Here is a 14,995-nt window from a genome sequence, read left to right on the forward strand (position 1 = left end):
CGCCATCTCGGCGCGGTCTGCGGTGTCTGCGCCAACCGCGAGAATGGTGGGGTGTACTTCGTCGTCGGCCGCCTCCCCTCTGGCGCTTCGTCGACGCAGGCCTTCGACGCCGAGGGCACTGCCGTCGGCGAACGGACGCAGCATGCCGACGACGCGGCCCTCGCCGAGTTCGCTCGACGCTCGTCGGCGGCGGATCCGGCGGCCCGCTGGGTCTGGGATGACACCGCCCGCTGGTACCCGCGGCTTCTGCGCCACGGCGTACGCGTCGCCCGATGCCACGACCTGAGGCTCGCCCATGCCATCCTCCGGCTCTCGACCCTCGCTCGAGGCAGTGCGCTCTCGAAGGCGGCCCGCAGCGCCTGGGACGCGGCTCCGGCGATCGAGCGCCCGGTCGCCACCCACACCGCATTGTTCGATGTCGAGCTCGAAGCCGGTGCCGGCGATGACGTCGACGCGCCCACCGACGGAGTCGACGAGACCCTGGCCGAGTGGCGCCGCCAGCTCGAGACCGTGCGTGGGTCCGCGGCATCCGGCAGGCTGCGACTGCTGCTCGCGGCGGAGTCGGCCGGGGCGCTGGTCGCGGTCGAGATGCGCGAGGCAGGCCTCCCGTGGAGCATCGAGCGCCACGACGAGGTGCTCACCGAGGCACTCGGCCCGCGGCCGGCAGCCGGAGCGCGCCCTGCACGCATGCACGAGCTCGTCCTCGCCATCCGCTCCGCCGTCGACGACCAGCAGTTGAACCCGGACTCACCTCAGGAACTACTCAGGGCGCTGCGCCGCTGCGGCATCAATGCCGCGTCGACGAGCCAGTGGGAGCTGCGCGAGATCAAGCACCCGGTGATCGAGCCCCTGCTCGAGTACAAGAAGCTGGCTCGCCTGCTCTCTGCCAACGGCTGGACCTGGATGGAGGCGTGGATCGTCGACGGGCGCTTCCGTCCCGATTACGTGCCCGGGGGAGCAGCCACCGGCCGGTGGGCCACCAACGGCGGCGGCGCGCTCCAGCTGCCGAGGCAGGTGCGCTCGGCCGTGCGGGCCGATCCCGGCTGGAAGCTGGTGGTGGCTGATGCCGCCCAGCTCGAGCCGCGCATCCTCGCGGCGCTGTCGGCCGACACCGCCATGGCAGCGGCCGGCCGCGGGGTCGACCTCTACGCCGGCATCCAGGCCACAGGCGTCGTCGAGACGCGGGCCCATGCCAAGGTGGCCATGCTCGGCGCCATGTACGGGGCGACGACGGGGGAGAGCGGGCGGCTGATGCCCCGGCTGACGCGGGCCTACCCTCGAGCCATCGCCCTCGTCGAGGAGGCCGCGCGCGCCGGTGAGCGCGGCGAGAGCGTCACGTCGTGGCTGGGGCGATCGTCACCGCTGCCGCCGGCCGCCTGGTTCGACGTGCAGTCGCAGGCGAGCGCCGCCGACGCCTCCGAGGCCGACGAACGTCGAGCGCGCAGCAGCGCCCGCGAGTGGGGACGATTCACCCGCAACTTCGTGGTGCAGTCCACGGCGGCCGAATGGGCGCTGTGCTGGATGGCGGAGCTGCGAACCGCGCTCCTCGCGATGCCGGATCAGCCCGGATCCACGTCAGGGCAGGGGCCTGGCTCCAGCGCTCCGCTCGCCGGCACGGTCTTCGCCGGGCGCCCGCACCAGGTCTTCTTCCTGCACGACGAGATCGTGGTGCACACCCCGGAGGTCCTGGCGGATGCCGTCGCCGAGGAGGTGCGTCTCGCCGCCGAGGCTGCGGGGCGGTTGCTCTTCGGAACCTTCCCGGTCGACTTCCCCCTCGGCGCTGCGATCGTCGACGACTACGCCGAGGCCAAGTGATCCGACGTGGGCTCTAGTGCGCGCGTGGCGCTCAGGCGGTCGGCCGCCCGCGCCGCGGGCGCGTGGTGCTGTAACCGCGAGCGAGATCAGCGTCGAGGGCACCGCTGAGGCCGTCGAGCTCGGCCTCCACACCGTCGAGCCACGCGAGGGCGGCCGCTGAGAGAGCGGCATCCGCTCGCCCGGAGAGCCTGCTCTGGGCTGTGTTCCGGATGGTGCTGACAGCGTCGGCGGTTCCGGATGCCGCCCGCCAGCGCTCACGGTAGGAGACCAGCAGCACTCGAGCGTCGGCACCGGGCAGGGACGTGGCCATGAGCACGGCATCGAGCATCTCGGCCCAGTCCGGTGCACCGTCGGGCGCTTCGACCAGTGCCGACTCGACCTGGCGCATGCCGTCATCGGTGATGCGGTAGAGAGGCAGCCCGTCATCCGTCACGCCGGCCGCGCGCACCAGACCCTGCACGCCGAGGCGTTCGAGGGTCGCGTAGACCTGGCCGATGTTCACGGTGCGCCGATGACCGAGCCTGTCGCCGAGTTCGGCGTGCAGTTGGGCGCCGTAGGCCGGACCCAGGGAGAGCACGGCGAGCAGACCGTTCCTGACCGACACCGGCACCTCCGCGCTCCTGAGAAATCCATACCGAGCATACATTCAATCGCCCCGGGGGCACCGGCATCCGACTGGCCGAATCACACTGTTGTCATCCATCAGGAAAGTGAGGCATAATCTGCTGTATCGGCCTCTGGCCGCATAAGTTCACACATACACGCCGTGGTTTCCGTGGTTCGAGGTCGTTGGGGAAGACGTACCTCACACGAACGGAGAGCACCATGGCGTCACCAGCTGCCCGTCAGGCACCGACTGCGCGGGGCGTTGTCTATGTCCACTCGTCGCCGCGAGCACTCTGCCCGCACGTCGAGTGGGCGACCGGTCGTGCCCTGGGGCGCGCCGTCAACTTCTCCTGGGTCGACCAGCCCGTGCTCAAGGGCGCGCAGCGCGCCGAGTTCTACTGGGAGGGCGACTCCGGCACCGGAGCAGCGATCGCGTCGGCCCTGCACGGCTGGGAGCACCTGCGCTACGAGGTGACGGAGGACCCGGGTCCCGGCACCGACGGCGGCCGCTGGATGCACACGCCCGACCTCGGCGTGTTCTTCGCCCAGACGGACAGCGCGGGCAACGTGGTGATCTCGGAGGATCGCATTCGTGCCGCCATGGAGAACGCCGGGCTGAATGCGATCGATCTGCACAACCAGCTGCGGCTGGCTCTCGGACAGGCCTGGGACGACGAGCTCGATGTCTTCAGGCACGCGTCCGACGACGCCGCCGTGATCTGGCTGCACAAGGTCGGCTGAGCGCTCGACCCGCCACGGACTCAGAAGCCCCGCGCTGAATACAGCGCGGGGCTTCTGTACGGTTCAGCCGCGCCCTGCGCGCCGGCCTCAGTGACGGGAGTTCTGCGACACCGAACTGCGGGTCGGCTGACGACCTGGCACAGGTCACCCGAGGAGCATGCCCTCGCCCGCGCCGCTGGACTTGGGATCGGGGAGCCGACGCATCCTGAATCCGTTGATCAGCCCGATGCAGCCGGCCAGGATCGGGATGAGCAGGGCGATCTGGAGGGCGATGGGGCGCGCATCGGTGTTGATCCGGATGATCTCGTCCTGGATCGCCTCGGGTTGACCGACGAGGAGTTCCTCGAGCGCCGTGTTCGACATGATCTCGGCGTCCTCCTCGAGGACCTGGGAGACCTGCTGCTTCTCGTCGGCGGGGAGCACATCGCTCGACATGGCCATGGAGGTGAAGATGAGCGAAAGTGAAGCGAGCATGATCGCGCCGGCGAAGGCGAGACCGAACGACAGGCCGAATGAACCGGCGGCCGAGTTCACCCCGGCGGCCTCGCTCACGCGTTCGTCGGAGATCGGCGACAGGGTGTAGTTGTTGAGCTGGGAGACGAGCAACCCGAGGCCGCAACCGGAGATGATCAACGGAACCAGGAGCCACCACCCGGAATCCGCCCGCGGCACCACCGGGATGAGGATCACGAGGCCTGCGGTCAGGAGGACGAATCCCCAGAGGATCAAGGTGGCCGGGCGACGTCGCCCCACGCGCTTCCCGGCGAGCATGGCCACGCCGAACATCGTCAGCGACAGCGGAGCGATCGACAGGCCGGCCTGCAGCGCGTTGTAGCCGAGCACCATCTGGAGGTAGATCGGCAGCACGATCATCGTTCCCCCGAGTGCGATCTGCTGCATCAGCTGCCCACTGACGCCGAGCCGGAAGAGCTTGGAGCGGAACAGGTCCGGATCGATCAGGGTCGGTTTGCCGTGGCGCTTGCGCCGTACGAGCCAGTAGGCGAGAGCGCCGAGCCCGAACACGCCGACGGCGATCAGGATGCCGACAGCCTCGCCGCCCTCCTGCCAGACCAGGATGCCGATGACGATCCCGCCCATTCCGACTACGGAAAGCAGCGATCCGAGGACATCGACTTGCCGGGATCCGGTGTACGGCACGTCGTGCACGAGCTTGATGCCGCTCAGCACGATGACGATGACGACGGCCTCGAGGGCGAACGCGACGCGCCACGACAGGAAGGTCGTGATGAACCCGCCGATCAGTGGGCCGACCGCGGCGGCGATCGCCGCGGAAGCCCCGACCGTCGCGTAGACACGAGCCTGAGCGGCGCCCTCGAAGTTGCCGTGGATGAGTGACTGCATGGAGGGCAGCAGCAGCGAAGCGCCGAGTCCGCCGATCACAGCCCAGAAGATGATGATGGGTACGAGCGACTGCGCCAGCACCATCGCCACGGCGCCCGTGGCATAGCAGAGAAGGCCGATGACGTAGGCCTTCTTGCGTCCGATGAGGTCGCCGACCTTGCTCCCGATCAGGATGAACGCCGCCGACACGAGCGCCTCGAGGGCGATGGCCGACTGCAGGCCGCTGACGGTCGTGTCGATGTCCTTCACGACGGCGGAGATCGACACGTTCATGATCGACGTGTCGACCACGAGCACGAACATCGCCATCGCGAGCAGAAGCGCGAGCTTGCCGTTGAAGGTCGCTGTGCTTTCACTCGTCTCGGGAGCACTCACCGGGGCCTCCTTCCGAGCGACGCCGCTGTCGTACTCGAACCTAGACCCGTACCGGTGAGATTGTCACGCGACAGAGGGCCGCGCGATTCCGGCTGTCCGCCGTCGTCGGGGTGGGACGGTGAGGGGGCTCACGCGTCCCACCACCGGGCTAGATCGAGCGGAACGCGACGACGGCGTTGTGACCGCCGAAGCCGAACGAGTTGCTGATCGCCAGAAGGTCACCGGTTCCGAGGTCGCGCGGCGCCGTGACGACGTCGAGCGGAATGTCGGGGTCCTGCTCCGTGAGGTTGATCGTCGGAGGCGCGACACGCTCGGCGAGAGCCTTCACAGTGAAGATCGCCTCGATGGCGCCGGCGCCGCCCAGCAGGTGTCCGGTCGAGGCCTTCGTCGCCGAGACGGGGATGCCGTCGAGCGCGTCGCCGAAGACCCGGCGCAGCGCGTTGTACTCGGCGATATCGCCGACGGGCGTGCTGGTGGCGTGGGCGTTGATGTGGGAGACGTCGCCGATCGAGGCATCCGCCCCCGAGATCGAGGCCAGCATGGCGCGGGCTGCGGCGGACCCCTCGGGGTCGGGTGCCGTGATGTGATAGGCGTCGCTGGTGACGGATCCGCCGACGAGCTCCGCGTAGATGCGGGCGCCGCGGGCCTTGGCGTGCTCCTCGGTCTCGACGACGAGGGCTGCAGCGCCCTCACCGAGGACGAAGCCGTCGCGGGTGACGTCGTAGGGGCGGGATGCCGTCGTCGGGTCGTCGTTGCGCTTCGACAGCGCCTGCATGGAGGCGAAGGCCGCGATGGGCAGCGGGTGGATAGCCGCTTCCGAACCACCGGCGATGACGACGTCGGCGAGGCCGGCTTGCAGGTGGTTGTAGGCGTTGACGAGAGCCTCGGTGCTCGACGCGCAGGCGGAGACGACCGTGTGGATGCCGGCGCGAGCATGCAGGTCCATGCCGATGGCCGCTCCGGGCCCGTTCGGCATGAGCATGGGAACGGTCATGGGCAGCACACGACGGGGACCGCGCTCGCGCAGGGTGTCCCAGGCGTCGAGGAGGGTCCAGACCCCGCCGATGCCGGTCGACCAGTCGACCATGAGACGCTCGGGCTCGACTTCGGGGGAGCCGGCGTCTGCCCAGGCCTCGCGCCCGGCGATGAGCGCGAACTGGCTCGACGGGTCGAGGCGTTTGGTCTCGTGTCTCTCGAGGACGTCTGCGGTCTTGACGGCGGACTGTGCGGCGAAGGTGACGGGCAGTGCGAGTTCCTCGACCCACGGCTGCAGGAGGGCGCTGGCGCCCGACATCCCGGCGAGCAGGTTCGACCAGCTGTCGGTCGCGTTTCCGCCGAGGGGGGACGTTGCACCGATTCCGGTGACGACGATCTTCTTGGTCATAACGGTTGAACTCTCCGGGAGGATCTTTCCGGGCGCGCGGCGCGGGAGTGCGCACGCGAGCCGAGGTGGCGGGCCGGACTCACCCAGGGATGGTCCGGCCCGTCCGCGACGAACGTGACTAGTCCTGGGCCTTCACGATGAAGGAGACGGCGTCGCCGACGGTCTTGAGGTTCTTGACCTCTTCGTCGGGGATCTTCACGTCGAACTTCTCTTCAGCGTTGACGACGATCGTCATCATCGAGATGGAGTCGATGTCCAGGTCGTCGGTGAACGACTTGTCCAGCTCAACCGTGTCGGTTGCGATGCCGGTCTCGTCGTTGATGAGTTCGGCCAGGCCGGCGAGAACTTCTTCGGTGGACAATGCCATTGTTATCTCCTTGGGGGGTTTCGTTCGTTTGACCGTCACTCAGTTTAGGGGTGACGGGGAATGGGTCAGGGAAGGACGACGACCTGCGCGCCGAACACGAGGCCGGCGCCGAAGCCGATCTGCAGCGCCAGGGTGCCGCTCAGCTCGGGGTGACCCTGCAGCAGGCGGTGGGTGGCGAGGGGGATCGAGGCGGCCGAGGTGTTGCCCGTCGACTCGATGTCGCGGGCGATGACGACGGATTCCGGGAGCTTCAGCTGCTTCGCGAACTCGTTCACGATGCGCATGTTCGCCTGGTGCGGAATGAAGGCCGACAGGTCGTCCACGGTGATGCCGGCGGCGTCGATGGCCTCCTTCGCCACCTTGGCCATCTCCCAGACTGCCCAGCGGAACACGGTCTGGCCCTCTTGGCGCAGCGTCGGCCACTCGGCCTTGCCATCGCGGAAGTCGGTCAGGGTGCCGTTCATGCCGACGGCATCAGCCTTCGATCCATCGGATCCCCACACCGTGGCCGAGATGCCGGGAGCGTCGCTCGGGCCGATCACGACGGCGCCTGCACCGTCGCCCAGCAGGAACGAGATGGAGCGGTCGGTGGGGTCGACGACATCGGAAAGCTTCTCGGCGCCGATGACCAGCGCGTAGTGGCCGGCGCCTGCACGGATGAGAGCGTCGGCCTGGGCGATCGCGTAGGTGTAGCCGGCGCAGGCGGCGTTCAGGTCGTAGGCGGCAGCAGGGTTGGCGCCGACGTTGTCGGCGACGACAGCGGCCATGGACGGCGTCTGCTGCACGTTGCTGATCGTGGCGATGAGCACGAGGTCGATCTTGGACGCCTCGACGCCTGACTTCGCGATGGCCTCGCGAGCCGCCGTCGTCGCGAGGTCGGTTGCCGACACCCCGGCCGAGGCTCTGGTGCGCGTGACGATGCCCGTTCGCTGCTGGATCCACTCGTCGGAGGAGTCGATCGGGCCGACCAGGTCGTCGTTCGGCACGATGAGGTCACCGCGTGCGGCGCCGATCGAGTAGATGCGGGTGAAGGACGGGCCTGTGGCCTGCGTGAGGGTGGGGACTGTCATGGTCTCTCTCGTGTCAGGCGTTCTGCTCGATGAGCGCGACGGCGGCGTCGAGGTCGTCCGGAGTCTTGATGCCCACGCTGGGGATGCCCTTCAGGCCGCGACGCGCGAGCCCGATGAGCGCGCCGGCCGGAGCGAGCTCGATGATTCCGGTGACTCCCGCTGTAGCGAGAGACTCCATGGTCAGGTCCCAGCGTACGGGGGAGGCCACCTGGGTCACGAGAAGCTCGAGGTACTTCGCACCCGACTCGACCCGTGAACCGTCGTTGTTCGTCCAGATGGGGAGCGTGGGGTCGGCGGTCGTGTAGCCGTCGACAGCACCGGCGAGCCAGGTGCGGGCGGACTCCATGTAGCGGGTGTGGAATGCGCCGGCGACCTGCAGCGGGATGACGCGCGCGCCTGCCGGCGGCTCGTCCGCGAGTCGGGCGAGGGCGTCGGCGGCTCCGGCGACGACGATCTGGCCGCCACCGTTGTAGTTTGCGGCCTGCAGCCCGAGCGCCTCGGCTCTGGCCACGACATCGGCGGCGTCGCCGCCCAGCACGGCGCTCATCGAGGTGGGAGTCGCGGCAGCGGCCTGCGCCATCGCCACGGCACGCTCGCTCACGAACTGCATGGCGTCGGAGGTGCTCAGGATGCCGGCGGCAGCGGCAGCGGTGATCTCACCGACCGAGTGCCCGGCGACGCCGCCGATGCTCTCGCGTCCCACGGCGTTCACGAGGGAAGAGAAGGCGACGAGGCCTGCAGCAACGATGAGGGGCTGGGCGACGGCAGTGTCGCGGATCGTGTCGGCATCCGAGGTGGTGCCGTGAGCGGCCAGGTCGAGACCGGCGGCCTCCGAGTACTCGGCGATGAGTGAGGCATTCTCGGGCACCGCGAGCCAAGGTGCGAGGAAACCGGGGGTTTGCGAGCCCTGTCCAGGGCAGACGACGACGATCACCTGTACAGTCTGCCAACCGCTCGGCTTTGCGCGATGTCGAGGTTCACCAAGGATTCCGCCGATCGTTTGTTCGTGGCGCACATGGTGGAGCCGACTCAGCCGCGGCGGTCAGGGTCGCTGATGGCTCCGAGCACGAGGGCGGCCTGCAGGATGAGCGCCTCACGCGACCCCGTGGCATCCCAGCCGATGACCTCGGACACGCGCTTGAGACGGTAGCGAACGGTGTTGGGGTGCACGAACAGCTCGCGGGCCGTCGCCTCGAGGGAGCGCCCGTTGTCGAGGTAGCTCCACAGGGTGTTGAGCAGTTCGGTCGAGTGCGAGCTGAGTGGCCGGTAGATGCGGTGGATGAGCGTGGCGCGCGCGAGGGGATCTCCGGCCAGAGCGCGCTCGGGAAGCAGGTCGTCGGCCTGGACCGGGCGCGGGGCATTGCGCCAGGCGCGGGCGACGGCGAACCCGGCGAGGGCGGCCTTGGCGCTCTTGGAGGCGTCGACGAGGTTGGGCACCTCATGACCGAGCACCAGGTGACCGTCCCCGAAGTGCGGCTCCAGCGCCTTCGCGATGTCCATGAAGCCGAGGGACGCGGCCGGCTCCGTGTCCTCTCCGTCGCGCGCCTCGGGGCGGGCGCGCCCGATCACGAGGACGAGGCGACCACCCTGCACTCCGATGAGCACATCGGCCGCCATGTGGCGGGCTGCACGACGCAGCACGTCGACGTCCAGCATCCGAGGCGTCGTACCAACGAGGACGGCGACGGCACCGTGCCCGTGCCAGCCGAGTGCGGCGATGCGGCTCGGCAGCTCATCGTCGTACTCGCCCGAGAGGATCGAGTCGACGACCAGAGCCTCGAGCCTGGCGTCCCAGAGGCCGCGGGCCTCTGCAGCGCGGGCGTAGACGTCGGCTGCCGCGAAGGCGATCTCGCGCGAGTAGAGCAGAATCGCCTCGCGGAGGTCGACGCTGCCGTCCTTGACGCGGTGCTCGACGACCTCGACGACCACCCTGATGAGCTGCAGCGTCTGCTGCAGGCTCACCGAACGGAGCAGCTCACGGGGAGCTGCTCCGAACACGTCAGCCGCGATCCACGGGATCGACTTCGGATCGTCGTACCAGGAGATGAACGAGGTGATGCCCGCCTGCGCGACCAGGCCCACCGCGGACCGCCGCCCCGGTGGCATGTCGCCGTACCAGGGCAGCGTGTCCTCGAGGCGCTTGATGGTCGCAGTGGAGAGCTCGCCTGAGATCGTGCGGAGCCAGGCGAGCGTCTCCTTCTTGGTGCGCGGCGTCGTGGGCACTGTCGCTGTTAGCTCTCGCCCCCGGCGTTGCCGGTGGTTCCAGCGTTCACGTCGTGCAGCTTGTACTTCTCGATCGCCTGGGCAGGAAGGCTGCGGTCGACCTCGCCGCGCGAGGCAAGGAGTTCGAGAGCACGCACGACGACCGACGGCCCGTCGATCTTGAAGAAGCGTCGGGCGGCGGCGCGGGTGTCCGAGAAACCGAAGTCGTCGGCACCGAGGGTGGCGTACTGCCCGGGAACGAACTGGCGGATCTGGTCGGGAACCGCGTGCGAGAAGTCCGTCACGGCGACGAACGGACCCTGGGCTCCGGCCAGCTTCTGCCAGACGTACGGCGACCGAGGAGCGGCATCCGGGTTCAGGAAGTTGTGCGACTCGGCGGCGAGGCCGTCGCGTCGCAGCTCCGACCAGCTCGTGACGCTCCAGACGTCGGCGGAGACGCCCCAGTCCTCGGCGAGAAGCTTCTGAGCCTCGAGTGCCCACGGCACGGAGACGCCGGAGGCGAGCAGCTGCGTCTTCGGACCGGCCACCGTTCCGTCGGCCAGCTTGTAGATGCCGCGCACGACGCCTTCGACGTCGAGGTTCTCCGGCTCGGCGGGCTGGATGTACGGCTCGTTGTAGACCGTCAGGTAGTACATGACGTTCGGGTCGGTGTGCTCTCCGCCGTACATGCGCTCGAGGCCCGAGCGCACGATGTGCCCGAGCTCGTAGCCGTAGGCGGCGTCGTAGGCGACGACGGCCGGGTTCGTGGCGCTGAGCACCAGCGAGTGGCCGTCGGCGTGCTGGAGCCCCTCACCGGTGAGCGTGGTGCGACCGGCCGTCGCACCGATCATGAAACCGCGGGCCATCTGGTCGCCAGCAGCCCAGATCGCGTCGCCCGTGCGCTGGAAGCCGAACATCGAGTAGAAGACGTACACGGGGATGAGGGGCTCGCCCTGCGTCGCGTACGAGGTTCCGATGTTCGTGAAGGCGGCGAGGGCACCGGCCTCGTTGATGCCGACGTGCAGGATCTGACCCTGCGGGCTCTCCTTGTAGGCCAGGAGCAGTTCGCGGTCGACCGAGGTGTAGTGCTGGCCGTTGGGGTTGTAGATCTTCGCGTTCGGGAAGAACGCGTCCATGCCGAAGGTGCGGGCCTCGTCGGGGATGATCGGCACGATGCGGTGGCCGAAGTCCTTGGAACGGATGAGGTCCTTGAGCAGGCGCACGAAGGCCATCGTCGTGGCGATCTCCTGCGTGCCGGAGCCCTTCTTGGCGATGGCGTAGGCGGAGTCGTCGGGCAGCGAGATCGCCGTGTGCTTCGTGCGACGCTCGGGCACGTAGCCGCCGAGGGCGCGACGGCGCTCCTGCAGGTACTGGATCGCCTCGTCCTGCTCGCCGGGGTGGTAGTACGGCGGGAGGTAGGGGTTCTCCTCGAGCTGCGCATCCGTGATCGGGATGTGCATGGCGTCGCGGAAGTCCTTGAGGTTCTCCAGCGTCATCTTCTTCATCTGGTGGGTCGCGTTGCGGCCCTCGAACGACGGTCCGAGGCCGTAGCCCTTGATCGTCTTCGCGAGGATGACAGTGGGCTGTCCCTTGTGCTCGCTGGCGGCCTTGAAGGCGGCGTAGATCTTCCTGTAGTCGTGGCCGCCGCGCTTGAGGCCCCAGATCTGGTCGTCGCTGAGGTCCTTGACGAGCTCGAGCGCACGAGGGTCGCGACCGAAGAAGTTCTCGCGCACGTAGGCGCCGTCCTCGGTCTTGTAGGTCTGGTAGTCGCCGTCGGGCGTGACGTTCATGAGGGTGCGGAGCGCACCGTCGTCGTCACGGGCGAGCAGGTCGTCCCACTCGCGGCCCCAGACCACCTTGATGACGTTCCAGCCGGCACCGCGGAAGAAGCTCTCGAGCTCCTGGATGATCTTGCCGTTGCCGCGCACGGGTCCGTCGAGTCGCTGCAGGTTGCAGTTGATGACGAAGTTGAGGTTGTCGAGACCGTCGTTCGCCGCGAGCTGCAGGGCTCCACGACTCTCGACCTCGTCCATCTCGCCGTCGCCGAGGAACGCCCAGACCTGCTGGTCGCTGGCGTCCTTGATGCCGCGATTGGTCAGGTACTTGTTCGCCTGGGCCTGGTAGATGGCGTTGATCGGGCCGAGGCCCATCGACACCGTCGGGAACTGCCAGAACTCGGGCATGAGACGCGGATGCGGGTACGAGGACAGACCGTGGGGTGCCTGCGACTTCTCCTGGCGGAATCCGTCGAGCTGGTTCGCCGACAGGCGACCCTCGAGGAACGCGCGACCGTAGATGCCGGGGGAGGCGTGGCCCTGGACGAAGATCTGGTCGCCGCCGCCGGGGTGGTCCTGGCCGCGGAAGAAGTGGTTGAAGCCGACCTCGTAGAGCGACGCGGCTCCGGCGTAGGTCGAGATGTGGCCGCCGACACCGATGCCGGGGCGCTGCGCGCGGTGCACGAGCACTGCCGCGTTCCAGCGCATCCAGGCGCGGTAGCGGCGTTCGACCTCTTCGTCACCGGGGAAGGTCGGCTCGTTCTCGGGAGCGATGGTGTTGAGGTAGTCCGTCGTCGGCACCATCGGAACGCCGAGGTGCAGTTCCTTCGAGCGGCGCAGCAGGCTGAGGATGATCTCCCGAGCACGGCCGTGGCCCTCAGCGGCGACGAGGGCGTCGAGGGACTCTGTCCACTCGGCGGTTTCCTCCGGGTCTGAATCCACATTCGTCACGGAATACGGATCCTGGTCGTTGACAGTCACACTCGACCTCTCATTTGGGGGCAGATCATGCCGCTGGGACGTGTCGTTGAACGCGCGGTCGGATTGCGTCCGCACAACTCGCCATCCTATTGATTCTATTTCTCCTCCGTGGCGCATCCGAACCACCGGCTATCGTTGCCATGGTCTGCCCGGGCCGTCCTCCGGGCTCCCGATCGGCGCCAGTCGGCGCCGCACGGGCCGAGGTAGGGAGACCGCTCATGGATCTGCAGGTCGGCGATGAGGCCCCGCAGTTCACCTTGGTGAACCAGTACGGGGCGGATGTCTCCCTCGAGTCCTTCCGTGGGCGCCGCGCAGTGGCCATCGTGTTCTTCCCGCTCGCGTTCTCGCGCACCTGCTCGGGGGAACTGTGCGAGCTCCGTGACAACCTGGCGCTCTTTGCTGCAGAGGACGTGGAGCTGCTCGGCATCTCGGTGGACTCCAAGCACACTCTGCGGGCATGGGCGGAGGCCGAGGGCTTCGGCTTCGACCTGCTCGCCGACTTCTGGCCGCACGGGGCCGTGGCGTCGTCCTACGGAGCGTTCCTGTCCGAGCGGGGCTACGCCGGGCGGTCGACCTTCCTCATCGACGCCGATGGCATCGTGCGCGCCCGCTTCGAGACAGAGCCGGGGGAGCCGCGGCCGTTGGCCGCCTACCGGGACGCCTTGGCCTCGCTCGGCCGCTGACCGGCATCCGTCATCGCAGCGCTCAGCCGATGAGGCTGACCGCGCGGGCGATCACGAGCGCGAGGATGACGAAACCGCCGAACGACTCAAGAGACATCAGCAGCTTTGCACGGCTGGTGAGGGGCATGGCGTCGGTGGGGCTGAACGCCATCGAGTTGGAGAGGGAGAAGTAGAAGTAGTCGACGTAACTCGCCGTCCAATCGCTCGTGCCTGACGAACCCGCGGACACCTCGTCGATCGCGTCGTCGTCCTCGTCCTGCGGAAAGCGGAAGTCCGCCTTCGGGAGGTCGCTGCGCTTGGCCATCGTGCGGATGACGGGTCCGCCACGATCGATCTCCCAGTACAGCAGCGCGAACCCGATGACATTCGCGACCCAGACCTGGAGCGCAGACTGGAGGAGCGACGGGCCCTCCTCGGACCCGCCCACCAGGAGCAGCAGGAGCGACACGATGGTGATCTGGTTGGAGAGCACGATGACGATGGCGAGCGCGAGCGAGAGGGTGCGCGACCAGCGTGTCTGTCGCGACATGTGGTGCGGATTGATGGCGATGAGCGGGATGAGCAGCACGATCCCGATCGCGACGGTCACATAGCGCTGCACGGTGATGAGGTCGTTGGGGAGGGCGCCGTAGAGGACGAGCGCCACCACGAGAGCGAACACGGCCGGCCAGCGATGCTCGATGCGGGCGGTGCGCGTCGTGTGCTGGGTGATCGTCGGCGTCCTCGGCATCTGGTGAGTCTATGGCCGGAGCGAACGGGTGCCGCTTGCCGCTGCATCCGCTGTGCAGTCGGTGGAGAAGGCGGCTCAAGCGAGGATGTTGACAGCCCGGGCGATGACGAGTGCCAGGATCACGAAACTGCCGAACGCCTGCAGCAGATTGAGCAGCTTGAAGCGGTGCGAGAGCGGCATCGCATCGGTCGCGCTGTACGCCATCGATGTCGACGCGGACGTGTACAGGTAGTCGACGAAGCTCGGCATCCAGTCCTCGACCTTCGACGAACGCGTGGCGACCTCGGTGACCGCGTCGTCGTCCTCGTCCTGCGGGAAGCGGAAGTCAGCGGGCGGTAGCTGGTCGCGAGCGGTGAGTGCACGGGCGACGGGTCCGCCACGGTCGAGCTCCCAGTAGAGCAGCGCGAAGGCGATCGCATTCGTGACCCAGACCTGCAGGCTCGACAGCAGCAGTCCCGAGGTGTCGCGGGAGCCTGCCACGAGGTCCCCGATGAGGAAGACGATCGTGACCTGGTTCGATGCGACGAGGAGGAGCGCGAGCACGAGCCCGATGATGCGCGACCAGCGCGTCTCCTGATTCAGTCGTCGGGGGTTCATGATCACGAGCGGCACCATGAGCAGCAGGGCCAGCCCGATCACCACCAGCCGCTGCTCGGGGAACAGCGACGAGGGGAGGAAGGCGTACAGGGCGAGCGCCAACAGCAGCGCCACGGCGACGGGCCAGCGGTTCTCGGTCTGGGTCGTGCGACTCGGGTGGCGCTCCATGGCGGCGAGTCTAGGCGCGCTCCGGTATCATCGGACGCAGCCTCGCGCGTCGAGGGCCTTTAGCTCAGTTGGTAGAGCGCCACGTTTACACCGTGGATGTCATCGGTTCGAGCCCGGTAGGGCCCACTCCCTCCTCACC

13 protein-coding genes and 1 tRNA gene are annotated in these 14,995 nt (G+C 68.3%); 4 read left to right on the forward strand and 10 right to left on the reverse strand.

Annotation, left to right across the window (positions count from 1 at the left end):
- The first annotated feature begins 51 nt into the window (after positions 1-51).
- The gene (locus tag AADV74_RS04355) at positions 52-1,815 is read left to right on the forward strand and encodes a bifunctional 3'-5' exonuclease/DNA polymerase (protein ID WP_342112178.1); all 1,764 of its coding nucleotides are present in this window, start codon (positions 52-54) and stop codon (positions 1,813-1,815) included.
- Between the two features lie 31 nt (positions 1,816-1,846).
- On the opposite strand, the gene AADV74_RS04360 is transcribed toward AADV74_RS04355, so the two are convergent.
- A complete protein-coding gene (locus tag AADV74_RS04360; RefSeq protein WP_342112180.1) occupies positions 1,847-2,419 on the reverse strand; it encodes a PadR family transcriptional regulator in 573 nt (190 codons plus the stop codon).
- Between the two features lie 221 nt (positions 2,420-2,640).
- Between AADV74_RS04360 and AADV74_RS04365 the strand changes: the two genes are divergently transcribed.
- Positions 2,641-3,162 carry a DUF3145 domain-containing protein gene (locus AADV74_RS04365; protein ID WP_342112183.1) on the forward strand — a complete coding sequence of 174 codons (522 nt, stop codon included), beginning with the start codon at positions 2,641-2,643 and terminating at the stop codon, positions 3,160-3,162.
- Positions 3,163-3,306: 144 nt separating this feature from the next.
- On the opposite strand, the gene AADV74_RS04370 is transcribed toward AADV74_RS04365, so the two are convergent.
- The 7 genes from AADV74_RS04370 to aceE form a co-directional block, all read right to left on the reverse strand.
- Positions 3,307-4,833, reverse strand: coding sequence for an MFS transporter (locus AADV74_RS04370; RefSeq protein ID WP_342113097.1), 1,527 nt, complete (start codon positions 4,831-4,833; stop codon positions 3,307-3,309).
- A 214-nt stretch (positions 4,834-5,047) separates the two neighbouring features.
- Complete coding sequence (locus AADV74_RS04375) at positions 5,048-6,283, reverse strand: beta-ketoacyl-[acyl-carrier-protein] synthase family protein (RefSeq protein ID WP_342112186.1); 1,236 nt, start codon at positions 6,281-6,283, stop codon at positions 5,048-5,050.
- A 118-nt stretch (positions 6,284-6,401) separates the two neighbouring features.
- A complete protein-coding gene (locus AADV74_RS04380; protein ID WP_055818711.1) occupies positions 6,402-6,650 on the reverse strand; it encodes an acyl carrier protein in 249 nt (82 codons plus the stop codon).
- Positions 6,651-6,715: 65 nt separating this feature from the next.
- A complete protein-coding gene (locus AADV74_RS04385; RefSeq protein WP_342112194.1) occupies positions 6,716-7,720 on the reverse strand; it encodes a beta-ketoacyl-ACP synthase III in 1,005 nt (334 codons plus the stop codon).
- A gap of 13 nt (positions 7,721-7,733) precedes the next feature.
- Complete coding sequence (locus AADV74_RS04390) at positions 7,734-8,654, reverse strand: ACP S-malonyltransferase (protein ID WP_342112196.1); 921 nt, start codon at positions 8,652-8,654, stop codon at positions 7,734-7,736.
- Positions 8,655-8,749: 95 nt separating this feature from the next.
- Positions 8,750-9,943 carry a PucR family transcriptional regulator gene (locus tag AADV74_RS04395; protein ID WP_342112198.1) on the reverse strand — a complete coding sequence of 398 codons (1,194 nt, stop codon included), beginning with the start codon at positions 9,941-9,943 and terminating at the stop codon, positions 8,750-8,752.
- Between the two features lie 8 nt (positions 9,944-9,951).
- Positions 9,952-12,678, reverse strand: a complete 2,727-nt coding sequence (gene aceE / locus AADV74_RS04400; protein ID WP_342112200.1) for a pyruvate dehydrogenase (acetyl-transferring), homodimeric type — start codon at positions 12,676-12,678, stop codon at positions 9,952-9,954.
- Positions 12,679-12,896: 218 nt separating this feature from the next.
- Here aceE and AADV74_RS04405 point away from each other — a divergent pair, with 218 nt between their 5' ends.
- On the forward strand, positions 12,897-13,361 hold the full coding sequence (locus AADV74_RS04405; protein WP_342112201.1) for a peroxiredoxin: 465 nt from the start codon (positions 12,897-12,899) through the stop codon (positions 13,359-13,361).
- A 22-nt stretch (positions 13,362-13,383) separates the two neighbouring features.
- Here the strand turns inward: AADV74_RS04405 and AADV74_RS04410 are convergent, their stop codons facing one another.
- Positions 13,384-14,091, reverse strand: a complete 708-nt coding sequence (locus AADV74_RS04410; protein ID WP_342112203.1) for a hypothetical protein — start codon at positions 14,089-14,091, stop codon at positions 13,384-13,386.
- A gap of 75 nt (positions 14,092-14,166) precedes the next feature.
- A complete protein-coding gene (locus AADV74_RS04415) occupies positions 14,167-14,856 on the reverse strand; it encodes a hypothetical protein (RefSeq protein WP_342112205.1) in 690 nt (229 codons plus the stop codon).
- 53 nt (positions 14,857-14,909) lie between these two features.
- On the opposite strand from AADV74_RS04415, the gene AADV74_RS04420 reads away from it, so the two are divergent.
- Positions 14,910-14,982 (forward strand) — tRNA-Val (locus tag AADV74_RS04420).
- Positions 14,983-14,995: the final 13 nt, after the last annotated feature.

Source organism: Leifsonia stereocauli (assembly GCF_038432415.1).
Lineage (GTDB): Bacteria > Actinomycetota > Actinomycetes > Actinomycetales > Microbacteriaceae > Orlajensenia > Orlajensenia stereocauli.